This is a genomic window from Chryseobacterium sp. POL2, from assembly GCF_011058315.1.
Classification (GTDB): domain Bacteria; phylum Bacteroidota; class Bacteroidia; order Flavobacteriales; family Weeksellaceae; genus Soonwooa.
In genome coordinates this window covers 2,891,659-2,914,816 of record NZ_CP049298.1, presented here as the reverse complement: position 1 = coordinate 2,914,816, position 23,158 = coordinate 2,891,659, and the positions used below count along the sequence as shown (strand labels likewise).

Annotated in this window: 12 protein-coding genes, 2 tRNA genes and 3 rRNA genes; 1 reads left to right on the top strand and 16 read right to left on the bottom strand. The window is 38.6% G+C overall.

Annotated elements, in window-relative coordinates; genetic code table 11:
• Positions 1-5: 5 nt before the first annotated feature.
• Positions 6-848: an isoaspartyl peptidase/L-asparaginase gene (locus G6R40_RS13530; RefSeq protein ID WP_165136620.1), complete on the top strand. Its 843-nt coding sequence runs from the start codon at positions 6-8 to the stop codon at positions 846-848.
• Between the two features lie 161 nt (positions 849-1,009).
• Here G6R40_RS13530 and rrf read toward each other — a convergent pair.
• The 16 genes from rrf to G6R40_RS13450 all read right to left on the bottom strand — a co-directional run bounded on the left by rrf (position 1,010) and on the right by G6R40_RS13450 (position 22,960).
• A 5S ribosomal RNA gene (gene rrf / locus G6R40_RS13525) occupies positions 1,010-1,117 on the bottom strand.
• A gap of 159 nt (positions 1,118-1,276) precedes the next feature.
• Positions 1,277-4,028 (bottom strand): 23S ribosomal RNA (locus tag G6R40_RS13520).
• 157 nt (positions 4,029-4,185) lie between these two features.
• Positions 4,186-4,259 (bottom strand) — tRNA-Ala (locus G6R40_RS13515).
• Positions 4,260-4,342: 83 nt separating this feature from the next.
• Positions 4,343-4,416, bottom strand: a tRNA-Ile gene (locus G6R40_RS13510).
• A gap of 210 nt (positions 4,417-4,626) precedes the next feature.
• Positions 4,627-6,143, bottom strand: a 16S ribosomal RNA gene (locus tag G6R40_RS13505).
• The 16S, 23S and 5S rRNA genes sit together here with 2 tRNA genes alongside, the layout of an rRNA operon.
• A 790-nt stretch (positions 6,144-6,933) precedes the next feature.
• The gene (locus G6R40_RS13500; RefSeq protein WP_165136617.1) at positions 6,934-7,263 is read right to left on the bottom strand and encodes a VanZ family protein; all 330 of its coding nucleotides are present in this window, start codon (positions 7,261-7,263) and stop codon (positions 6,934-6,936) included.
• A 28-nt stretch (positions 7,264-7,291) separates the two neighbouring features.
• Positions 7,292-7,669: a glycine cleavage system protein GcvH gene (gcvH, locus tag G6R40_RS13495; RefSeq protein WP_165136614.1), complete on the bottom strand. Its 378-nt coding sequence runs from the start codon at positions 7,667-7,669 to the stop codon at positions 7,292-7,294.
• A 147-nt stretch (positions 7,670-7,816) separates the two neighbouring features.
• Complete coding sequence (locus G6R40_RS13490) at positions 7,817-9,058, bottom strand: serine hydrolase domain-containing protein (RefSeq protein ID WP_165136611.1); 1,242 nt, start codon at positions 9,056-9,058, stop codon at positions 7,817-7,819.
• Positions 9,059-9,139: 81 nt separating this feature from the next.
• Positions 9,140-16,237, bottom strand: a complete 7,098-nt coding sequence (sprA, locus tag G6R40_RS13485; protein ID WP_165136608.1) for a cell surface protein SprA — start codon at positions 16,235-16,237, stop codon at positions 9,140-9,142.
• 47 nt (positions 16,238-16,284) lie between these two features.
• A complete protein-coding gene (gene ruvA, locus G6R40_RS13480; RefSeq protein WP_165136605.1) occupies positions 16,285-16,869 on the bottom strand; it encodes a Holliday junction branch migration protein RuvA in 585 nt (194 codons plus the stop codon).
• Positions 16,870-17,000: 131 nt separating this feature from the next.
• The gene (locus tag G6R40_RS13475; protein ID WP_165136602.1) at positions 17,001-19,289 is read right to left on the bottom strand and encodes an NADP-dependent malic enzyme; all 2,289 of its coding nucleotides are present in this window, start codon (positions 19,287-19,289) and stop codon (positions 17,001-17,003) included.
• Between the two features lie 53 nt (positions 19,290-19,342).
• Entirely contained in the window at positions 19,343-20,209 is an 867-nt protein-coding gene (locus G6R40_RS13470; RefSeq protein ID WP_165136599.1) for a BadF/BadG/BcrA/BcrD ATPase family protein, read from the bottom strand.
• A gap of 60 nt (positions 20,210-20,269) precedes the next feature.
• Positions 20,270-20,527: a hypothetical protein gene (locus tag G6R40_RS13465; RefSeq protein WP_165136596.1), complete on the bottom strand. Its 258-nt coding sequence runs from the start codon at positions 20,525-20,527 to the stop codon at positions 20,270-20,272.
• 408 nt (positions 20,528-20,935) lie between these two features.
• Entirely contained in the window at positions 20,936-21,997 is a 1,062-nt protein-coding gene (locus G6R40_RS13460) for an NADH:flavin oxidoreductase/NADH oxidase (protein ID WP_165136593.1), read from the bottom strand.
• Entirely contained in the window at positions 21,997-22,485 is a 489-nt protein-coding gene (locus G6R40_RS13455; protein WP_165136590.1) for a hypothetical protein, read from the bottom strand. The genes G6R40_RS13460 and G6R40_RS13455 overlap by 1 nt, the downstream gene beginning before the upstream one ends.
• A gap of 16 nt (positions 22,486-22,501) precedes the next feature.
• A complete protein-coding gene (locus G6R40_RS13450) occupies positions 22,502-22,960 on the bottom strand; it encodes a DUF1569 domain-containing protein (protein ID WP_165136587.1) in 459 nt (152 codons plus the stop codon).
• Positions 22,961-23,158: the final 198 nt, after the last annotated feature.

Here is a 23,158-nt window from a genome sequence, read left to right as displayed (position 1 = left end):
TACTTATGAAAATTATTATCCATGGCGGTTTTTTCTCAGAAAGTGATCAATCTACAGATACGAAAATCGCTAAACAAACTTCCCTAAAATCAATTGTTGAAAAATCTTTTGAGTTTCTAAAGTCAAATTCTTCTTATGATACAGTAGCCTACGCAGTTTCGTTATTAGAAAATAATGATCTATTCAACGCAGGCATTGGGTCGCAAATCCAAAGTGATGGGGTTATAAGAATGAGTGCTGCTATTATGGATGGTACTTCTCAAAAATTAAGTGGTGTTATCAACATCGAAAATGTTAAAAATCCAATTTTTGTTGCAAAAGCTTTAGAAAAAGAAGACGATCGTGTTTTGGGAGATTCTGGTGCTAAAAATTATGCCACCAAGCATGGTTTCGTAGATTTTTCAACGGAAATACCCCAACGTCGTTCAGAATATAACTCAAAATTAAAAACAGGAGGCAAAGGTACAGTTGGCGCTGTTGCAATTGATAAAAATGGCAAACTAGCCGTAGCGACTTCTACAGGCGGAAAAGGCTTTGAAATCCCAGGACGAATTTCAGACTCTGCTACTGTTGCAGGAAATTACGCCAATCAATTCTGCGCTGTAAGTTGTACAGGTGTTGGCGAAGATATTGTTAGTAATGCAACAGCTGCTAAAATCGTAACCCGTGTTACCGATGGTATGACTTTGAAAAATGCTTTTGAAAAAACATTCGAAGAATTAAAACAAATTGATGGTTTTGCTGGGGCAATAGGAATCGACAAAAATGCCAATGTATATCATTTCGACTCTTATCCAACTATGGTATTTGCATCTTATGATGGGGAAAAATTTATAATTTTTGAATAATTATTTTTGATATAAATGCTATTAAAATAAAACCAAATTTTAATTTTAATAGCATCAAAATTTTGTTTTTAAAGCAGCTTTGTTTTATTCACTTTCTCCATTTATATTATATTCTAAAACAAAAAAAGCTCATCAACAATGTTGATGAGCTTTCTAATAAAAACTGGCGGCGACCTACTCTCCCGCGTTAGCAGTACCATCGGCGCTAGAGGGCTTAACTTCTGTGTTCGGAATGGGAACAGGTGAGCCCCTCTGCTAAAACCACCCTAAATAAGGTATATAGCTGTAGGCAGTAGGCTATAAGCTCTAGGCTTACAGCGTAAAGCATACTGCTTTTTATCGGTAATATACATCACAAAGGCAAAACCTTTAGCGCACTTATAAGAACTTGTCTTTAAATATTAATTTTAAGATTATAGCAACCAATAGGCTATAAATCTACGGGTAATTAGTACTACTCGGCTATGACATTACTGCCTTTACACCTATAGCCTATCAACGTGGTCATCTCCCACGACCCTTAAAAGATGTCTAATCTTGCGGCGAGTTTCGCACTTATATGCTTTCAGTGCTTATCTCATCCAAACATAGCTACTCAGCGGTGCACCTGGCGGTACAACTGATACACCAGAGGTTTGTTCAACACGGTCCTCTCGTACTAGAGTCAACTCCGCGCAAACATCTAACGCCCGCAATAGATAGAGACCGAACTGTCTCACGACGTTCTGAACCCAGCTCGCGTGCCACTTTAATGGGCGAACAGCCCAACCCTTGGGACCTTCTCCAGCCCCAGGATGTGACGAGCCGACATCGAGGTGCCGAACCTCCCCGTCGATGTGAGCTCTTGGGGGAGACTAGCCTGTTATCCCCGGAGTACCTTTTATCCTATGAGCGATGGCCCTTCCATACGGAACCACCGGATCACTATGTCCTGCTTTCGCACCTGATCGACTTGTTGGTCTCACAGTCAAGCACCCTTATGCCATTACACTCTACGCACGGTTACCAAGCGTGCTGAGGGTACCTTTGAAAGCCTCCGTTACTCTTTTGGAGGCGACCACCCCAGTCAAACTACCCACCACGCAATGTCCTTCTAAAAGAAGTTAGGCTCCAAGTAAGTAAAGGGTGGTATTTCAACGTTGACTCCACAAACACTAGCGTGCCTGCTTCATAGTCTCCCACCTATCCTACACATTACTTACTCAAAGTCAATACGAAGTTATAGTAAAGGTTCACAGGGTCTTTTCGTCCCATTGCGGGTAATCGGCATCTTCACCGATACTACAATTTCACCGAGCTCGTGGCTGAGACAGTGCCCAGATCGTTACACCATTCGTGCAGGTCGGAACTTACCCGACAAGGAATTTCGCTACCTTAGGACCGTTATAGTTACGGCCGCCGTTTACTGGGGCTTCAGTTAATGCCTTCGAGTTACCTCTAAGCACCTTCCTTAACCTTCCAGCACCGGGCAGGTGTCAGACCCTATACAGCATCTTTCGATTTAGCAGAGTCCTGTGTTTTTGATAAACAGTCGCCTGGGCCTCTTCACTGCGGCCACCATTGCTGATGGCGTCTCTTCTTCCGAAGTTACGAGACTATTTTGCCTAGTTCCTTAGCCACGACTCACTCGAGCACCTTAGGATTCTCTCCTCGACTACCTGTGTCGGTTTTGGTACGGGTTGCTTCACTTCGGCTTTTCTTGGAACCGCTTTCCCTACAGCAGCTTCGCCCGAAGGCTAGGCCTTGACTATTCCGTCAGTCTCCAGTAAGTACGGCAATCCGTCCCCTTTTTAGTGTGAGCAAGTATGGGAATATTAACCCATTGTCCATCCACTTCCCCTTTCGGGTGCGCGTTAGGTCCCGACTAACCCTCAGCTGATTAGCATGGCTGAGGAAACCTTAGTCTTTCGGTGAGGGGGTTTCTCGCCCCCTTTATCGTTACTTATGCCTACATTTTCTTTTCTATCCGCTCCACAAAGCCTCACGACTCTGCTTCAGCGCAAATAGAATGCTCTCCTACCGATTATTAAATAATCCCATAGCTTCGGTACTATACTTATGCCCGATTATTATCCATGCCGGACCGCTCGACTAGTGAGCTGTTACGCACTCTTTAAATGAATGGCTGCTTCCAAGCCAACATCCTAGCTGTCAATGCAGTCCAACCGCGTTGTTTCAACTTAGTATAGATTTAGGGACCTTAGCTGTTGGTCCGGGTTCTTTCCCTCTCGGACATGGACCTTAGCACCCATGCCCTCACTGCCGTAAAACATTTATTAGCATTCGGAGTTTGTCAGGAATTGGTAGGATTTGACTCCCCCGCATCCAATCAGTAGCTCTACCTCTAATAAACTTATATACGACGCTGCACCTAAATGCATTTCGGAGAGTACGAGCTATCTCCCAGTTTGATTGGCCTTTCACCCCTACCCACAAGTCATCCCAAGACTTTTCAACGTCAACGGGTTCGGTCCTCCACTTTGTGTTACCAAAGCTTCAACCTGCCCATGGGTAGATCACAAGGTTTCGCGTCTAATCCTACTAACTAACCGCCCTATTCAGACTCGCTTTCGCTCCGGCTCCGGACCTGAAGTCCTTAACCTCGCTAGTAAAATTAACTCGTAGGCTCATTATGCAAAAGGCACGCCGTCACTGGACTTGCCAGCTCCGACCGCTTGTAGGCGTACGGTTTCAGGTTCTATTTCACCCTTCTATTCGAAGTGCTTTTCACCTTTCCTTCACAGTACTTGTTCACTATCGGTCTTTCAGGAGTATTTAGCCTTGGAGGATGGTCCCCCCATATTCAGACAGGATTTCACGTGTCCCGCCCTACTCATTTATCACTTAAATATGCCTTTCATATACCGGGCTATCACCGTCTATGGCTGTTCTTTCCAGAACATTCTATTAAACATATAAAAGCTTTTGGGCTAATCCGCTTTCGCTCGCCACTACTTACGGAATCTCTTCGATTTCTTTTCCTCCGGGTACTTAGATGTTTCAGTTCTCCGGGTTTGCTCCTCTTGCGAGGTGACATGTCTTCAACATGCCGGGTTGCCCCATTCGGACATCTCGGGATCAATTCGTGTGTGCCAATCCCCCGAGCTTTTCGCAGCTTACCACGTCCTTCGTCGCCTCTGAAAGCCTAGGCATCCGCCATACGCCCTTAACGATTTCTTTCCTATTTTTAGGTTACTCAAGCACTTATAAGTGCTCGGTTTTCTCTTTGTGATGTCTTTACCGTTAATGTCAATGATCTTTTGTCTTATTTATCCTCTGATGAACAGATATTGTTTTTGGCTCTATCCGTAACTTTTAAATCAAATTCAAAATACTGTGGAGAATAAGGGAGTCGAACCCTTGACCTCCTGCGTGCAAGGCAGGCGCTCTAGCCAGCTGAGCTAATTCCCCCTCTAGGTGCTGTACGCTATATGCTATATGCTTTAAGCTAAATGCTTACTGCCTATCGCTTAACAGCTTACCGCTTTAATTAGTAGTCTCGGGCAGGCTCGAACTGCCGACCTCTACATTATCAGTGTAGCGCTCTAACCAGCTGAGCTACGAGACTGTCTTTTTAGACTTATAGATTCAAGATCCTAGATACAAGACTTTCTTTCGTCTTGATTCTTGGCTCTCGGCTCTTGTATCTCTTCCCTGTACTAATTTCTAGTGGGTATATTTTAATATTTACAACCGAGTAAAAAAAACCAAAGCTATGCTTTGTTTAAGGTAAGTGTCATATAAATGACTTATTTGTTTTACGTTCTTCAACGCTCTAAAATGAGATGTTCCAGCCGCACCTTCCGGTACGGCTACCTTGTTACGACTTAGCCCTAGTTACTTGTTTTACCCTAGGCAGCTCCTGTTACGGTCACCGACTTCAGGTACCCCAAACTTCCATGGCTTGACGGGCGGTGTGTACAAGGCCCGGGAACGTATTCACCGCGCCATGGCTGATGCGCGATTACTAGCGATTCCAGCTTCATAGAGTCGAGTTGCAGACTCCAATCCGAACTGAGATAGGCTTTCGAGATTTGCATCACATCGCTGTGTAGCTGCCCTCTGTACCTACCATTGTAGCACGTGTGTGGCCCAAGGCGTAAGGGCCGTGATGATTTGACGTCATCCCCACCTTCCTCTCTACTTGCGTAGGCAGTCTCACTAGAGTCCTCAACTAAATGTTAGCAACTAGTGACAGGGGTTGCGCTCGTTGCAGGACTTAACCTAACACCTCACGGCACGAGCTGACGACAACCATGCAGCACCTTGAAAATTGTCCGAAGAAAAGTCTATTTCTAAACCTGTCAATTCCCATTTAAGCCTTGGTAAGGTTCCTCGCGTATCATCGAATTAAACCACATGCTCCACCGCTTGTGCGGGCCCCCGTCAATTCCTTTGAGTTTCATTCTTGCGAACGTACTCCCCAGGTGGATTACTTATCACTTTCGCTTAGTCTCTGAAGATAAATCCCCAAAAACGAGTAATCATCGTTTACGGCGTGGACTACCAGGGTATCTAATCCTGTTCGCTACCCACGCTTTCGTCCATCAGCGTCAGTTAAAACATAGTGACCTGCCTTCGCAATTGGTGTTCTAAGTAATATCTATGCATTTCACCGCTACACTACTTATTCCAGCCACTTCTACTTTACTCAAGACTTGCAGTATCAATGGCAGTTCGACAGTTGAGCTGCCGGATTTCACCACTGACTTACAAGCCCGCCTACGGACCCTTTAAACCCAATAAATCCGGATAACGCTTGCACCCTCCGTATTACCGCGGCTGCTGGCACGGAGTTAGCCGGTGCTTATTCATATAGTACCTTCAGCTACTCTCACGAGAGTAGGTTTATCCCTATATAAAAGAAGTTTACAATCCATAGAACCGTCGTCCTTCACGCGGGATGGCTGGATCAGGCGCTAACCCATTGTCCAATATTCCTCACTGCTGCCTCCCGTAGGAGTCTGGTCCGTGTCTCAGTACCAGTGTGGGGGATCACCCTCTCAGGCCCCCTAAAGATCATCGGCTTGGTAGGCCGTTACCCTACCAACTACCTAATCTTGCGCGTGCCCATCCTTATCCGATAAATCTTTCAATATAAACTGAGGCCAGTCAATATATTATAGAGTATTAATCCGAATTTCTCCGGGCTATCCTCTTGATAAGGGCAGGTTGCACACGTGTTACGCACCCGTACGCCGCTCTCAAAATCCCGAAAGATTTCTACCGCTCAGCTTGCATGTGTTAGGCCTCCCGCTAGCGTTCATCCTGAGCCAGGATCAAACTCTCCATTGTATGTTTGTTTGTCCTTAAACTCTAACTCAATTTAAAATTGACGCTTTGGTTTTTTTCCTTACTTGGTTGTTATATTTATGTCAATGAACTTCGTTCTTTTCGCATAAATCAGCATACTGTTTTCTGTCATCTTTCAGCCGATTTGCGAGTGCAAAAGTAAAAACTTTTTCCAAACTGACCAAATGTTTTTGAAAGTTTTTTTAAAATTTTTTTCAAAAACCTATAATCAATCTATTAATTTATTTCTATCCCTCTTCTGCGCTGCAAAACACTTCTGATTTGCGAGTGCAAAAGTAGAGGCTTTTTTATTATCACACAAACTTATCGGAACTTATTTTTTAATTATATCCTAACTTGCTTGTTTTCAAGTTCGTTTTTTTTTAGAATCAAGAACCGAAAACAAAGAATAAACATGAAACAATGGTATAAAAGGATTTAATGAACAATTGAACGGTTGAACGGTTGAACGGTTGAACGGTTGAACGGTTGAACGGTTGAACGGTTGAACAATTGTACGATTAAACGATTAAACAATTCAACAATTATACAGCTTAACAATTGAACGTTTTTAAAAATTTTAAATTCATAGAAGTCCTTATCATTCATAATCTACAAATCTCTCCCATCGCAATAGGGATGGAAGCGGCATCCTTGCCGAGCGCAGCGAGGCGACCGTCTTCGAAAGGCGAAGCCTTGAGAAGATAGACGTCCGAGCGAAGCAAGCAAGATACAGCGAACAGCCCGGCCGCCGAAAAGAATTAGAAAAGGAGGCGGATTGCCAGGAAAGAATTTATTTTGAAAAATATTGAGATAGTCGATTATACACCAAAATTGCAATACTAAAACCTAACATGTCAGCAAATAGGTCTAATATCTCTAACGATCGTCCATAATCCATTATCTCTTGAAAAATTTCGGTAATCAGAGCATAAGCAAGGCCTATCAATAGATAAGTCGATTTTTTAAGATTGGGAAAAGCGACAAGAATACAAAATCCAAGAAATCCAAAAATACTAAGATGGAGGACTTTGTCGATACCCGGGAACATGAATGGATATTCTTTGTTTTCGACACCTGGACGCAAAAGCATATACGTAAGAAATGCCCAATAGATGGGCATTATATACTTACGAAATATGTTTCTATATTTATCCAATGATTGCTTGATAATCTTCTGCTGTTAATAATGAAGATAAGTCTGCACCTTCTTTCATTTGTAATTTGATGATCCATCCTTCTCCATAAGGATCAGAATTAAGCAATTCTGGTTCATCTTCTAGTTTTTCGTTGAACTCGACAACTGTACCATCTGTTGGCAAGAAAAGATCCGAAACCGTTTTCACAGCTTCTACACTTCCGAATACATCGCCTGCTGCAAGGTCATCATCTACAGTGTCAACATCAACAAATACGATGTCACCTAATTCGCTTTGTGCAAAATCTGTAATTCCGATTATTGCGATATTATCTTCAAATTTTACCCACTCGTGGTCTTTTGTGTACTTTAGTTCTGTTGGTGTATTCATTACGATTTATTGTTTGATACAAATTTAATTAGATTTTTTTATTCTCCAATACTAAAAAGCTAAATTATAATGATTTGAAATTAAGTCTTAACTTGTTTAAAATCAAAAAGTATAGAATCTTTTATCAATGAAAAGCTAATAACTGAATTAATAGCCTAGTATTTTTTTTGATTCCACACCCGCTTTATTCATTGCTAACATACATTCTTTAAAATGTTGACCTCCATTTCTTAAATCCCAAAAAGGCAATAAAACGATTGTTGTTACATCGGTCTGCGGATCATGCATCATAAGAGAAAGATAACCTTCGGTTGCGCCATTGTGTCCGTAACCGACATTTTCCAGATGGAAACAGCCCAATGCATAATTATTATCCGCCAAAGTTGTTGCTGGACCTTTTTTGTTCTTCATAAGCTCGACAGATTGTGCATTGAGAACATTTTCAGCTTTCATAAGACTTCTGATATAAGTCGCCAAATCTTTCATGCTACCTATGCCATTACCTTCTGCTATTTTCCCAGACACATTTTTTTTGTCGGTTATCTCTTGCTTGTTATCTTCTAAAATAAATCCTTTGATGTAAGGACTTGGCATTTGTTGGTCTGTTGCTATTTCGGGAAATCTAATCTGGAGTGGAATTTTTGTATTAGGTCCGATGATATAGTCGTTGAGATAATCTGCCAATGTTTTGTCCGTTCCTTTTTTTATGGAATAAATTCTACGAATGATTTCTCCTAAAATAGAATAACCTGTATTAGAATAATGATAATGTTCATTTGGTAATCCATAGGTAAGATTATTTTGTGTTAAAACATTAATATATTCTGAGGTGGAAAATTGATGATTGGGATTCGCGTTCAATATATATTCTTCATAAGCCATAACTTCTCCTTCTACATTGTAGCTCAGTTGGCTGGTATCGTTTGTTAAATCATAAACGCCTGCATTATGTTGTAATAACTGAAGAATAGTAATAGATTGTTTGTTGGGAAAATCCCAGTCAGACGTATTTGGGGTGTACGCAATATTGGTTCCTGGAATATTAGCGGTAATAAGATCATCGATATTCAGCCATCCATCTTGCATCATTTTTAAAATCGCAGTGGCCGTGAAATTCTTTGTATTACTAGCAAACCGAAAATTGGTATTTTCTGTTACCAAATCCCCATTTTTTCCTTTAACACTACTAAAAAATCTTCCTTTTGGGGAGATGGTATAAACACTCAAAGAGGGGACATCATAATTAATTTTGGTTTGAAGTTCCTGATGCACTTCTTTAATTTTATCATCCAACTGCGTTTGCAGATTTTCCACATCATTATTATTAGTACAAGAAATTAGTCCTAATAGCAAAATGAATCCGAAATAAAGTTTGATTGTATTTTTCATGGAAGTTATTTTAGAGTAAATTTAAACAAAAAAAGCACCAGAAAATTCTGATGCTTTTTACTTATTTAATGTATTCTACTTTTAGAATCCGCCTCCGCTTCCTCCGAATGTGAAGGTTGCTGTAAGACCAGCTCTCACTGTTGACAATGGGAAAGCTGTAGAAATTTTGTATTTCGTTAGCATTTGATCATAAAAGAATTTAAGATTGAAATTCTGTGACATGTTATAATCCGCAGATAGTTTAACCGTCATCAATCTTTGACCTCCTGTTACTTGAGAATCGTCAATCAAGATATTGGTAATTCTTGTTCTGTTATCTCTAATTGATAAATCCGCACGAATGTTAAGATCACTCTTAATATCTCTCGGTCTTCCTTTAAAGTTGATTTTTAGTTTTAAATCTTTAAGAATATAGCCGTAACCAATAACATATTCGGTGCCTGTATCTTCCGTTAAAGTATGGTTAACCAATCCTAACATATAAGAACGATCCTTGTTGTATGACGCACGGAACTGCATGTTATTACGCATCGTAACATCAATACCAATCAATGGAGAAAAGGCTTCCACATAACCAACTTGAGAGAAAGTGTATGGATTAACATAGTTACCATTAACATCTCTATCGCCAGCAGAACCTCTGTTGAAGTAGTCAACATTCGATTGTACACCTGCCATCGTATACGTTGATGTATAACCGTGCAACACATCAAACTTCGAGAACTGGCTATTAACAATTGGGATATTTTTCAGTCCACTATACGTCAATTTCCAGTTAGGCAATGGGAAAGATGATTTTCTTACGCTTCCTAATTGTTTCGGTGACTTCCCTTCTATCGCAGCTTTGAAAGCAGGAATCAACACATAAGCGTTCGAAATATCATAGCCATCGGCATAACCCGTTGCAGTTGCAGCGCCTCCTAATTCTTGAGAAATAATTCTCGCATTTTCTTTAATCTTATCATAAAGTGCCGCACCATCTGTGAAAGCTGTCCCGAAAGTCCATGCTGTGCTGGAGTGTGTGATCATCTCGGAACCAAATGAGAAGTTAGGATCTGGATTGACATTGAAACCGGTCTGCATAAAATTACGCGTGTAATTCTGCATCACATTAAAATCAATTCTAAAATCGTTAATTGGCATTATCTGTAGGTTAGCCATTAGATTTTTGGTGGTCATCTCGGTATAGGCATCCGTCATATAATCCGATCTCGAAATCCACGATCTCTCAATTGCAAGACGACGAATATCCGCTTGCGACCCTAATAAGAAACCAACTGTTGGACCTCCTAAAGTTTGCCCTATACCGTAGAAATTAGGTGCAGACAATAGGCCTGGCAACACAATACCATTGTTCTCATTATAGTTAACATCCAATTGTTTTATCGATGTTAAAGAATAAGCAATTGCCTGGAATGGGCTCAGTTTATTTTTAAACTTATAGGATTTAAATTCTTTCTTTTTACCTTTTTTAAGAAAATTTTGCGAGTAAGCATTATTTAACGAGTCAATCTCTTGCTTACGCTTCGCCATCTTATCATTGATATTTTGGAAGAATTTAAACTTGTTCAAAAACTTCGGAATGTCAACGGTAGATGTTGCAACTATTGTGTTGGTATTTTGTCCTATATTTCCTAAATCTTCTATCGCTCCAGTATCTGGATTTTGGAAAGATCGTAATGCTGTAGATCTTGCATTCCAGTTGTATTGGAAGCCATAACCCAATTCCGCATTTATAAAATCCAAGTATGGTAAATACTCAAACGGGAAACGGTAATTCAACTGTACTCTGTGGTTGTATTGCACAGGACGCCCCGCTCTGAAAGGATTTGAGAAGATACTACTGGTGTTCATTGTGTTCACTGTAATATTATCATTCAAAGTTCTGGTTTCAGAATTGATTTCCATTTTTAGAGATTTAGTAAAATTAAATCCTAAACTATACTGCCATCCGAAATAGAAAGTTCTGTTACGAATTACATCAAAATTAGTATCCGCATTTCCACTCAACAACGCATCGATATTTCTAAATTCTAGCTCGTTGTAGTTTCTGTCCAACATGGTTCTGAAAGACAATCTTGTCGGTACTGGATTGAAGTTAACTTCTTTGATCCATCTCAGATATTTGTAAGATTTCGCTGTGTCGCTAATCATCTTATTGAACGGACGCAAAACAAATGGTTTGAAATTGTAGTTATACTCCACTGAGCCTTTCAGATATTGTCTGTAGTTACGTTTTGTATAGATGTCACGGAAGTAATCATCGTTATAAATCGTTGTTAAAGACAAGTTTTCTACATCATAGAATTTCGGCTTTTTATTAGGATTCATACGGTCTTTACGCATGTTAACCACCCCGATGCTACGTTGCTGGCTGTAGGTTCTCACCACTTTTTTAAGTTCAGCCTCATTCGGGGATTTGTTCAACTCAATATCGTTATCCAAAGGATTGTATTTTGGATCTTCAATCGTCTGCGTGTAAGAATAGTTTAACGGAATTTTAAGCCCTACTTTTTCTGGTAAGAATTTGTCCACGTTAACCGTTGTGTTGATGCTAAAAGTCGAATTCGCAGTTTGCGATCTTTCCGAAGGTTTTTGGTCTATCGCACCAAATCCAACCGATGAGTAAGCTGCATTGGCATTAACTAAAGCAAAATCTCCTAGGTTAAAATTAAGCGATGCGTTACCTGCATAGCCGCCTTTATTCTCGATTTCCGATAAACGAATCTCGTTAACCCAAAGTACCAAATCTTTTTGCTCACCTGCTTTCAAACTTCTATTGGATCCTGCTCCATTGTTATTTCTAACACCAATTAAGATATTGGTAACATTCCCCAAACTAGGACGACCTTTTACATAGATTTTCTTATTCTCGCCATCAGGTTTGTAGTCAGGATATTCGTAACGCGTATCGAATTTAATTCCTGGCGCATTATCTTTCACCAATTCGTCACGTTTCATTTTAGCATTTACAAATTCTTCGATAGCTAAATTAACCTGGTTTTCGTTTGGCCAAATATCTAATGGTGAAGTTGCATTCTGCGCAGTATATTTTAGTGAGGCTTCGTATTCGTAATAGTTGTCTGTAGCATCTGATCCGAAACGGATAAAGAATTTAGCATCTGGATCAACACTTGTGTTCATTACATTTTTAAGGTCTTCTGCGTGTACAAATAGTTCTAATTTTTTGTAACGACGCATATCCAAATTGGTATTTTTGAAAACCCCTCTTGCCTCGCGACCAAGATTGTTAACCTTCATATACAATGACGCTTCGTTTTGTCTTTGTGCACCTGCGTTGCCACTCAACACCTGACGGTCAACTCCTGGAGGCAATACATAAGGCGGTTTTGCCATCGCATTTTCTTCCAAGTTAACACTTCCTACATCGAAAGTACTAATGTTGTTAATCGATTGTCCTTCGTTAATATCGTCTTGAGAATTGTTATACGCAAGTCTGTTGGTATATTTTCGCCAATCTGATCTTACTAAATCTAACGTACCAAATCTTAAAGTTGATGTTTGTTCAAATCCTTTAAGAATCATTCTCGCGAATCTAACGTTATTAAGAATCGATGGATCAGCATTACCACCCATAGATTTGTCATCGTATTGCGAAATCGGCACACGGAATAAATACCATTTTACTTTTGAGTTTTGCCCGTTTTCAAACTTAACATTAACTTCTTTGATGTCTACGATTTTGTTATCCGCATCAAGCGCTAATTTATCTTTTGATAAATCAATAGTATATTGGTTGTAATCTTCACTTTGATCCAAGTTGTAATCTCTGTTAACATCTTCCGCATCTGGCAACTGCGTCGCCACTTCCAAAGTGTTAGCTTGCGAGTTGCCTTGTGGGTTACGGAAATAACGGTAACGATCAATCAACGAAGATGCCATCGCTCCTTGGAATTTGTCCGACATATAGAACACAAAGTTATCCGACGCTGGATCCAACTCATTAGTTACTGGGTTAATGAATGACACACCGAATCTAGCAGCTTCCATATCGTCATTAAGACCATCATAACCCAAATCCTGCTGCGCTCTTTCATCACCTTCTGTTGAGAAAGCATACAAAATCGGGAATTGTGTTGGCTGATCTCCCCAATTAGAATTCGTTGTTTGCGTTTGGTTGGACGAACTTGGCATTCCATTTTCGTAAAGAAGTTTCCCATCTTTAAGAACATCTTCGGAAACGTTACCTAATTGCAATAATAATTTTGGATTGGCTCCAAGGTCATTACCATCGGCATACGGATCCATCATCCAGAATTCTACATATTCGATATTAGAATTAACAAAGTTAGAAACGCCTATAGAACGCATCAACCCTCCCCAACGCATATTAGCAGCTTCATCTAGAGGATTTACGTTATAAGGACCTCTTTGGTTCGGGTAGAAACTCACGTCAAAAGTCGTCATCATCGTCTGCTCTCCAGCTACGAAATCTCTTTCGTTGTAAAGTTCTGACATCTGCACACGACGCGAGCGGTGATTGGATAATACCTGTGCATTAATGCCTGATGGCGCTTTCCCTCCAACTCCATAGAATCTTGGGTCAATGTTATACCAAGATGTTAAGCCTCTGCCGTAACCGTTTTCAAGATTATCATTAAGCCCTGCGTTTGCAAAAACTGGATCCGTCTTGTTAAGCTCTGGTTTTGATGCAATGCTCCAAAGCGCTGGCTCTTTTAATGAAATTTTGGAGGTTGTTTGTTCAAAATCGTCGATGTAAGATTGATCGTTCGTTCCTTTATTTTGTCCCGGAATCAGGTAAGCTGCTTCTGCTTTAAAATTTAAATTAGAAGGCGCTTCTGTATTGATAAAAGGAATCTTGTCTGTTAATCTGGTTAAGAAAGGTAATTCATTATTATACAAAATATTGAAACCTGCCATCGTATTGTTAACCGCTTCTTGACCAAAATTCACTTTTTGAGTTAGAGGTCTTTCGCCATAGTTAACCAAGGTTGCACCAACGGTCAAATGATCATTGAACTTACGCTCCAAGTTTAATCCTAAGAAACGTTTTCTTTGTGTGTTAAAGGTCATCTGGTTCTCCATCGAGATATTAATCGCTTGTCCCGACTGCTTAACTTGTTCGTTAATAATGGTTACTGCTCCCAACATATAATCCACGGTATAGTCAACACCTTCTGTCAACTGTACCCCATTGGCCGTCACACGTACCGAACCTTGCGGAACGTTGATCGCACCAAGAGAAATACCTTGTCCTTGGGCACCTTTGTAACGTCCTTCTATCGTATATCGTTGTGCGAGATTACTTTGTTTCGCTGTTTCTTTTAACTGGGTATATAGATCGGTATAGACATAATCTTTGGGGTCTGCACTACCTATTTGACTCGCCATATAAGTACCGAATGGCTGAACTTTTGTAAAGATTAATTTTCCTTGTTCTGGCTCAATTGTTATTCCAGGTACAAAGTCAAAAATACCATCACCATAAACACCGTTCTCCAGCTGGATATCATTGTTAAGGTTAAGACGGTCCCAGTTAAGGGTTTTCAATAAGTTTTGGTCTGGCGTTGTAATCCCAGGCAAGTAGTTAACTTTACCACCACTAGCATTATCACGATAATAAACATTCAGTAAGAAATCTTCCTTTTGAATCTGATTAGCATTCATTGGATAAATGTTCTTCATCATCAACCCCCACATTGGCGATGTCGTTTTCACCATGGTATTCGATTTCAACATCTTCGTTACCAATACAGAACTTTCTTCTGAAAATTCGCCGACTTTATAAACCTGATCTGATCCCGTTATTGTATATGAGTAAGAAACCGCTAAGAACTGATTGTCATTCAACCTTTGATTAAGGGAAATATATCCCAATTGCGGATTGAATTTGTACTCACCTTGATTAAGACGTTTTGCTTTTCTATTAAATATAAAGTTTTCACCGTCAATATAAGGGACCGTTCCACCATTAGCATCTGGTAAACTTTGTCCATTAATCGTATTGTAAGCGGTGTTAACATCACGCAAACCAGCACCCAAACCTGTTACGGCACTATACACACCATTCTGATTATTATTAGGATATCCCGATGGTCCATCTCCTAAATCTCGGATACCGACAATACTTTTTTGATCCTGAAGATTACCAGAACCTTGATCCAAAACCCAAACCTCGAGTCTGGTCACATTAATCCTTGTACTTAGTGTAGGATAACTTTGTAAAGTTCTATCGTAGTTATCGTAGAAATAATGTCCCAAAAAGTAGTGCTGGTTATCTTCATAGTCAAACGCATTAACTTTAAAAGTGCTAATCGCGCCACCACCTTGCACAACGATATTACGCGCTTCACCTTGTTGTTGTGAAAACACAAAAGTACCAGTCGTCTTGCCCAACTGGAAATCTGTCTTAAGACCAAAAAGCGATTGCGCGCCACGAATCAAACTTGTAGAAAGTGGCATGCTCACATTACCGAATTCCACTTTTTTGATGACTTTATCTTCGCCGCCCGTTGTTTTGTCTTCAAGACCTTTACTTTGAAGATCCTTCCAACTTCCTTTGGCCTGCCACATCAAGTTCATTCGATTTTCGAAAGCGAATCCACTTTGTGTATCGTAGTTGGCTTTTAATTGTAAATTCTCTCCTACTTTACCCGTTAAACCCAATTGCATTCTTTGTTGAATGTCAATCGTAAAGTTGTTTCGGTTTTGTGGCAAAATCATTGGGTTATCTATCTTTTGAAGAAGAATACCCAAATCGAAAGAAGCATAACCTTGAGGGATTAATTCAATTTTGTTACTTCCAAAAATGTTTTCAAAAATTTTGTTCCGAATGGTAATACTCGGCAAAAGTCCTTTCTTCTTTGCGTCAGTTTGATCTTTTCTGTTCGCAAGATTATGCGTGTCTGACTTTTCTTGAAAATAAGATTTCAACTGGTTTTGTAGCATATAATTACGATACTGCTCAAAAGTCATCACCAATGGATTTCCGACAGTTGTATTTCCAATTTTCGGATACAAATAATAAATACCCTCTTTGACATCGTAGAAGGCTTCATACCGAATAGGACTCGCTAAATTAAAATGATTTTTGATATTGACAGTGTCATTTGTTTTCTCTTGTGCAGAAATAGTTCCGCTGCCGATTAACAAAAATAACAATGCAAAAAACTTATAAAAGTAAAACTCTCTCCTCACTATCTTTTCTTTTTACATCTGCGTTTGTCTTAAAACACAAAAAAATGTTAAATGTTTTTTAAAATTTCTTTCACTAATTCTTCTACCGAGATTTCTAGATTTTTCTTCTGGATGCGGTCCGCAATCTTCTCCGACATCTTTCTCGAAATACCTAAAACCTCTAAAGCAGTTAACGCTTCATCTTTAACTTTATTATCTACAAACTGAGAAATATTTTCGGAAGAAAGCCCAAATTTCGCGACCTTATCCTTCAAGTCCACGATAATACGTTCGGCAGTTTTTGTCCCAATACCTTTCACTTTTTGCAGAATTAGACTCTGGCTATTTTGGATTGCCGAAGCCGTTTCTTCTAGGCTAAGTGACGACAACAAAATTAATGCGGAAACAGCACCAACACCATTAACACTAATTAAGAGATTGAACATTTCTTTTTCCAAAAGACTGTTAAAACCAAATAACAAATTGGCATCTTCCCGAATAATTTGTTGTATATATATTTTGTGGGTCGCACCCAACTTCAACATTTGCGAAGTTTGTAGGCTAATACCAACATAATAGCCCACACCATTAACATTAACAACAGCATTAGTGGGTGTCAACTCCTCTACAAATCCTTGTAATGAATAAATCATATGTTTATAAACAATTTGCTAATATATTAATTCGAAACGAGAATTAAAAAATCTTGTTAAAATTGATAAAATTCTTAACAAAAAAAGCGAAACCTGAGTCCCGCTTTTCATATTATTTAAGAATCTTGAAATTAATTTTTCAGCTCGCGACGTTGCGCGTCCAAAACAGCAATAGTCGCCAAGTTAACGATTTCGTCCACGCTAGAGCGCATTTGGAGTACATGGACAGGTTGTTTTAGTCCCATCAAAATTGGTCCGACTACTTGTGCCATCTTCATCCCACGGATAATTTTGTAGGACAAATTCGCACTTTCCAAATTAGGAAAAACAAAAACATTAGCTGGTTCTGTTCCTAATTTTGAAAAAGGATAATCGCTCAAATGGTCGCTATTCATAGCAAAATCTGGCTGAATTTCGCCATCTACAATCATTTTTGGATATTTTTCATGAAGAATAGAAACCGCTTTAGCAACTTTTTTCGATGTATCAGAAATTGATGCAAAGTTTTCGAATGACAACATCGCAATTCTTGGTTCTATCGCAAAAGTTTTGACAGTTAGTTCTGACATTCTTGCAATGTTTACCAAATCTTCCGAGGTTGGATTTTGATTAATTGATGTATCTGCAAAGAAAATCGGTTTTTTCTCTGTTAAAATCATCATCATTGCGGCGACTTTATCAACACCTTTTTCCTTTTCAACAACTTCCAAAACAGGTTTCAAAACGGATGAATAGTTTTTAGAAAAACCAACAATCAAAGCATCTGTATCGCCATGTGACAACATCAAAGGACCGAAATAATCTCTTTGACGAACAAAACGTTTTGCTTTATACTCATTCATACCTTTGCGTTGGCGAAGTTTCCAAAGTGTTTCACGGTACTTTATTCGGTTTTCCTCTTGGTCTTCATCTACAGGATCGATAATTGGCACATCGATATTGATGTTGTATTTTTCCATCTGTTGTTTGATGAATTTCTTTTCGCCCAACAAAATTGGTTTGGCAATTCCTTCTTCGTAAAGAATTTGTGCTGCTTTCAGAACATTATATTCTTCGGCATTGCCTAATGTTACACGTTTTGGATTGGACTTGGCACGACTCTGCATCATACGGATCAGCTTTTCATCGCGACCCATTCTATCCAAAAGATGGGTTTCATAAGCTTCAAAATCCTGAATAGGACTTGCTGCAATACCACTTTCCATCGCTGCTTTTGCCACCGCGATCGATACGCGTGTCAACAATCTGTTATCAAAAGGTTTTGGAATAAAATAATCTCTTCCAAAATGTAACTGTTTTAGGTTATAAGCCAACTTAACCATTTCCGGAACTGGCTCTTTCGCTAAAGCGGCAAGTGCACGTACAGCAGCTAATTTCATTTCTTCATTAATTCCGTTGGCTTGTACATCCAAAGCACCACGGAAAATATATGGAAAGCCTAATACATTGTTAACCTGATTAGGAAAATCGCTACGACCTGTTGCAAGAATAACGTCTTTTCGGGTTTCGATTGCCAAGTTATAGTCAATTTCTGGATCGGGATTCGCTAGTGCAAAAACAATAGGATTGTCCGACATGCTCAACAACATTTCCGGAGTCATGACATTTCCTTTTGATAAACCGACAAAAACGTCAGCATCCCTCAAAGCTTCTTCCAAAGTCGCTAACTGAGTTTGTGCGATGAAATCTATTTTCTCTGGTGTAAGGTTGGTTCTTAAATGATTGATAACACCTTTGGAATCGCACATCAAAATATTATCTTTCGAAAGTCCCAATGCGATATAAAGTTTGGTACAAGCAATTGCTGCGGCACCTGCACCATTCACCACGACTTTAACATCTTCGATTTTTTTATCTGCAATTTCTAAAGCATTGAGTAGCGCCGCTGCAGAAATAATCGCTGTACCGTGCTGGTCATCATGCATCAACGGAATATCTAGTTCATCTTTCAATTTTTGCTCGATGTAGAACGCTTCTGGCGCTTTGATATCTTCTAGGTTAATCCCACCAAAAGTCGGTGCAATACCTTTTACGATTTCTATAAATTTATCGGGATCTTTTTCATTAATTTCGATATCAAAGACATTGATATCTGCAAATATTTTGAACAATAAACCTTTACCTTCCATCACTGGTTTTGAAGCTTCCGCGCCAATGTCACCTAATCCTAAAACTGCTGTACCGTTAGAAATAACGGCCACCAAATTCCCTTTGGAGGTATAGTCATAAACAGCTTGTGGATTGTTGTGGATTTCCATACAAGGTACGGCAACTCCGGGTGAATAGGCCAAACTCAGATCTCTTTGTGAAGAATGCGGTTTGGATGGTACAACTTCGATTTTGCCTTTAGGTTCTGCTCTGTGATAATCTAAAGCGGCTTTATTAAAGGCATTTAAATCCTTTTGATTTTGTTTCGACATTTTAATTTTTTTAATTAATAAAAAATTCCCTTCTTCAAATTAATTCCAAAAACTTAGGGTAAAAGTTTTGGCAAAATATAGTTACGATGGTAGTTGACAAGACTTTCTATCGGTCGTTGTACAATGTCCCCAACTGTAAAATGAAACTCTGCTGCAACAGCTCTTAATATATCTTCAAAAAAATAAGCAATTGATCCGATAAAATTAAGCTCGCTATTGCGGCATTCTTTATATGGGAGTACTTGGAATTCTAAAAAATTCTTTAACTCTTTATAAACAAATTGTTGAAAATATGGGTGTGTTTTGCGATCGACAATGAATCTTGTAAAATCTGCAAAATAAGCATTAACACGAGGATTATGATACATATTTTGCAAAAGATCTTCAATGTTTAATTGATAAATTTCTGCAAATTGATTGTGCAAATCCTGTGGTAATTTTTTCATGAAAAAATGGCGTACCAACTGCTTACCAAGACAACTGCCACTGCCTTCGTCACCAATTAAAAATCCTAAAGAAGGCAATTCGGTTCTCATCTCCTCACCATCAAAATAGCAAGAGTTAGAACCTGTCCCAAGAATACAAACAATTTCGGGCTTACCACGATAAGCTGCATACGCTGCTGCGATAAGATCTTCTTTGACGGTAACGTAAGCTTTAGTAAAAACTTTATTAAGTTCTTTCTGAACGATTTCTCGATTTTTCTGAACCCCACAGCCCGAACCATAAAAAAACAAATGTTTGATTTCTGCTGCAACAGACATCAAAGCTTTATTATTTTCAACTTCTGGCGCGATAAGCTCTGGTGAAATAATATTGGGATTAAAACCTATGGTTTCCGTTTTAAAAACTTCTTTACCATCTTGTTCTAGAATAACCCAATCGCATTTAGTAGAACCTCCATCTACAATAGCAATCATATATATTTTTATAAAAAAATTAGGCCTGTAAAAGTAGGAAATTATTCTTTAAATAGCATATTAGGCTTCTGTATCCTTTGGTGTGATATTCGTCAGCCAGTTGTTAATCTCTTCTTCTAGATATTCGGCTTGCAATTGGATGGCGTTTATAAAATCATCAGGAATAGAGTTTTTCTCATCATTTTCAATTTCCCACAGTTCGTTGGACATCAATTCGTATTCTGAATATATTCTTTTGAAAGCAGAATTATTCTTTTCAAGTTCCTCAATCCGCTTCAATTGAGGCTGAAATTTCCGGTAATTGGGACGTTTTTTCATAATAAATAGTGTATTGTAAGTGGTATGAACTAAGTGTTAATACGATTTTCGCTAATGAACTGAATTCATAATAAAAACCAAATCATTTCCTTAATAAAGATACATATACAGAATTAATATCAAAGTAAAATAACATTTTTTTAACTTATATAAAATAACATTTCTGTTCTTTAAAAGGCAAAAAAGACTTTGATTATTGATTCTAAGAGACAAAAGAGCGCCTCAAAATTTTAAAATATTCTGAAACTTTTTTAGGAAATTTTAATATTTATTTCTTTAAAAATTACAATCAAATTTGTTTTAAATCTCAGATTGTTATGTTTTTAAAAAAGTATTTAATTTTTTAAAACCCCATCTCCATCTGTGCGATAATTTCTCAATTTAAATCTTCTTCAATTTTAAATATAATTAAGAATTTTCTGGTTTGGCTTTTTCATATTGTTTGGGAAAAGCACAATGTTCATCCCATTCAAAACTATTAATAACGGGAAAATATGGATTTCTCAAAAGTTCTCGACCTAGAAAAATAAGATCGGCTTCATTATTATGTAAAATAGCTTCCGCGGTTTTAGCATCTTCTATCAGTCCAACCGCGCCCGTTTTCATACCTGTTTTTTGTTTGATTTTTTGCGAAAATGGCACCTGATAGGAATTAAACAAAGTAATGCTAACACCATGAATATTCCCGCCAGACGAGACATCAATAAGATCAACAGATTTGGTTTTCAAAACCTCAGCCAGACGAACATTGTCATCGATATCCCAACCGCCTTCCACATATTCTGACCCGGACACGCGCACAAACAACGCTATATTATCATCAAGAACTTCGTTGACTGCATCTACAATTTCGAGCAAAAATCGAATTCGATTTTCAAAACTTCCACCATATTCATCCGTTCTTAGATTTGATTTTGGTGATAAAAATTGGTGAATCAAATAGCCATGCGCCGCATGAATTTCGATGACGTTGAAGCCAGCTTCTACAGCTCTACTCGCCGATTTTTTAAAATCCTGAATTAAGGTTTTAATTTCAGCTATGCTCAATGCTTTTGGAAGTTCATCTTCTGGCGCATAAGCTATTGCACTTGGCGCGACCGTTTGCCAACCACCTTCTGACAGCTTTAGTTGTTGACTATTCCACATCGATCCTTTGCGTCCCGAATGTGCGAGCTGAATACCGATTTTTGATTTAGAATTTTTGTGCACGAAATCAACAATTCTTTTCAGAGCCAGCTCTTGTTCTTTATTCCAAAGTCCAAGACAACGCGGGGTGATACGAGCTTCTGGCACAACGCCCGTTGCTTCCACCATTACAAGTCCTACGCCACCTTGCGCGCGACTTCCGTAATGAACCAAATGAAAATCGGTTGCCACACCATCTTTTGCAGAATACATACACATGGGCGACATCACGATTCGGTTTTCCAAGGTCAGTTTTCGGAAATCAATATTTTCGTATAGCTTCATTATTTTGCGAGTTCTTGCAATTTGGTTTTTAAGAATTCATTATTATCAAAAAAAACGGGGAAGCGCATACGTTTGTTATAACTTTCCCAAGTGCCTTCAAAAACGACAAGTGCCAAAGTATCGGTCAACGTCTTCATCGCTAAAGAGCCCGTAAAAATCCCCGTATGTTCGTGAAGTTTTTCTTCTTGAAATTCGAATTTATAAAACAAAGTTGCTAACTTGGGATTGTCGGATTGGGACTCCAAAGTCAATTTTCCATTAAAGTTGCAAACTGTGCCTTCCACATCGGATGTTCCTGAAACTGCAAATTCATTAATGTTATTATCTAAAGCTTCAGCTTTTATAATGTTAACAGAAATCGGCGTTCCGTTATTTATTTTTCCAATAAAAGCTTTTTCGTTATTGATAAGGTAAGCCTGCATCGCTTCTTTCGATTGAGAAAAAAACAAGTTAGAAATCGTCAATAAAAAAAAGAAAATTAATCTCATATTTTTTTTAACTAAATTATAAAATGCCAAACTGCGCCAAATGATGATCGAGATGTTTGGCCATCATATTATTCCATTCTTGCGCATTTAGCTTTCCAAAACTAGCACTTTCTTTACCATCAAAAGCCGCTTCTCCGAATTGTTGTGTTTTTTGTATAAAACCAATCAAACGTTTTTTTTCAAAATCAAAATCTTTTTTATCTTTAATTAAAAACATAGGTCCAGTTGGCAAATTTTGCTTGTAAGCTAACTCATTGGTCACTTTTGGTTTCACAAATTTTTTCATCATCCATTTTGCAAGGAAGCCCGGTTTTTTGTGTTTTTGCGGTTCATACACCAATTCATAAGTCACATTGCAATGTGCCAACATTTGATCAACCGACATTTTTCCCCATTTGGCAGATGTTTCCGGTGTTAGTTGGTTGATGGCTTTGATGTAAAAGTCAGCATCTACGGCACTGAAAATATTTCGCATAAGAAATGATGGGTTTTGAGTTGTTTTTATTGTCTTGAAGTTTTGGTTTGGATTTTATTTTTAAAATTAAAACCAATAACAAAGTTGCTAAAATTAAACTTGAAATAATAATAAATCTTAGGAAATTATTCAAACTTTCAATGCAAAATTATCCTATTTAAAATTAAAAATAAACTTAATAAAAATAACAAAGCGACA

Coding starts and splice junctions, on each gene's coding strand:
- ruvA (WP_165136605.1), bottom strand. CDS start 16,869: ATGATTTATTCATTACAAGGATTTGTAGAGGAGTTGACACCCACTAAT.
- G6R40_RS13465 (WP_165136596.1), bottom strand. CDS start 20,527: ATGAAAAAACGTCCCAATTACCGGAAATTTCAGCCTCAATTGAAGCGG.
- G6R40_RS13500 (WP_165136617.1), bottom strand. CDS start 7,263: ATGCCCATCTATTGGGCATTTCTTACGTATATGCTTTTGCGTCCAGGT.
- G6R40_RS13490 (WP_165136611.1), bottom strand. CDS start 9,058: ATGAAAAATACAATCAAACTTTATTTCGGATTCATTTTGCTATTAGGA.
- gcvH (WP_165136614.1), bottom strand. CDS start 7,669: ATGAATACACCAACAGAACTAAAGTACACAAAAGACCACGAGTGGGTA.
- G6R40_RS13455 (WP_165136590.1), bottom strand. CDS start 22,485: ATGAGATTAATTTTCTTTTTTTTATTGACGATTTCTAACTTGTTTTTT.
- G6R40_RS13460 (WP_165136593.1), bottom strand. CDS start 21,997: ATGAAGCTATACGAAAATATTGATTTCCGAAAACTGACCTTGGAAAAC.
- G6R40_RS13470 (WP_165136599.1), bottom strand. CDS start 20,209: ATGATTGCTATTGTAGATGGAGGTTCTACTAAATGCGATTGGGTTATT.
- G6R40_RS13475 (WP_165136602.1), bottom strand. CDS start 19,289: ATGTCGAAACAAAATCAAAAGGATTTAAATGCCTTTAATAAAGCCGCT.
- G6R40_RS13450 (WP_165136587.1), bottom strand. CDS start 22,960: ATGCGAAATATTTTCAGTGCCGTAGATGCTGACTTTTACATCAAAGCC.
- G6R40_RS13530 (WP_165136620.1), top strand. CDS start 6: ATGAAAATTATTATCCATGGCGGTTTTTTCTCAGAAAGTGATCAATCT.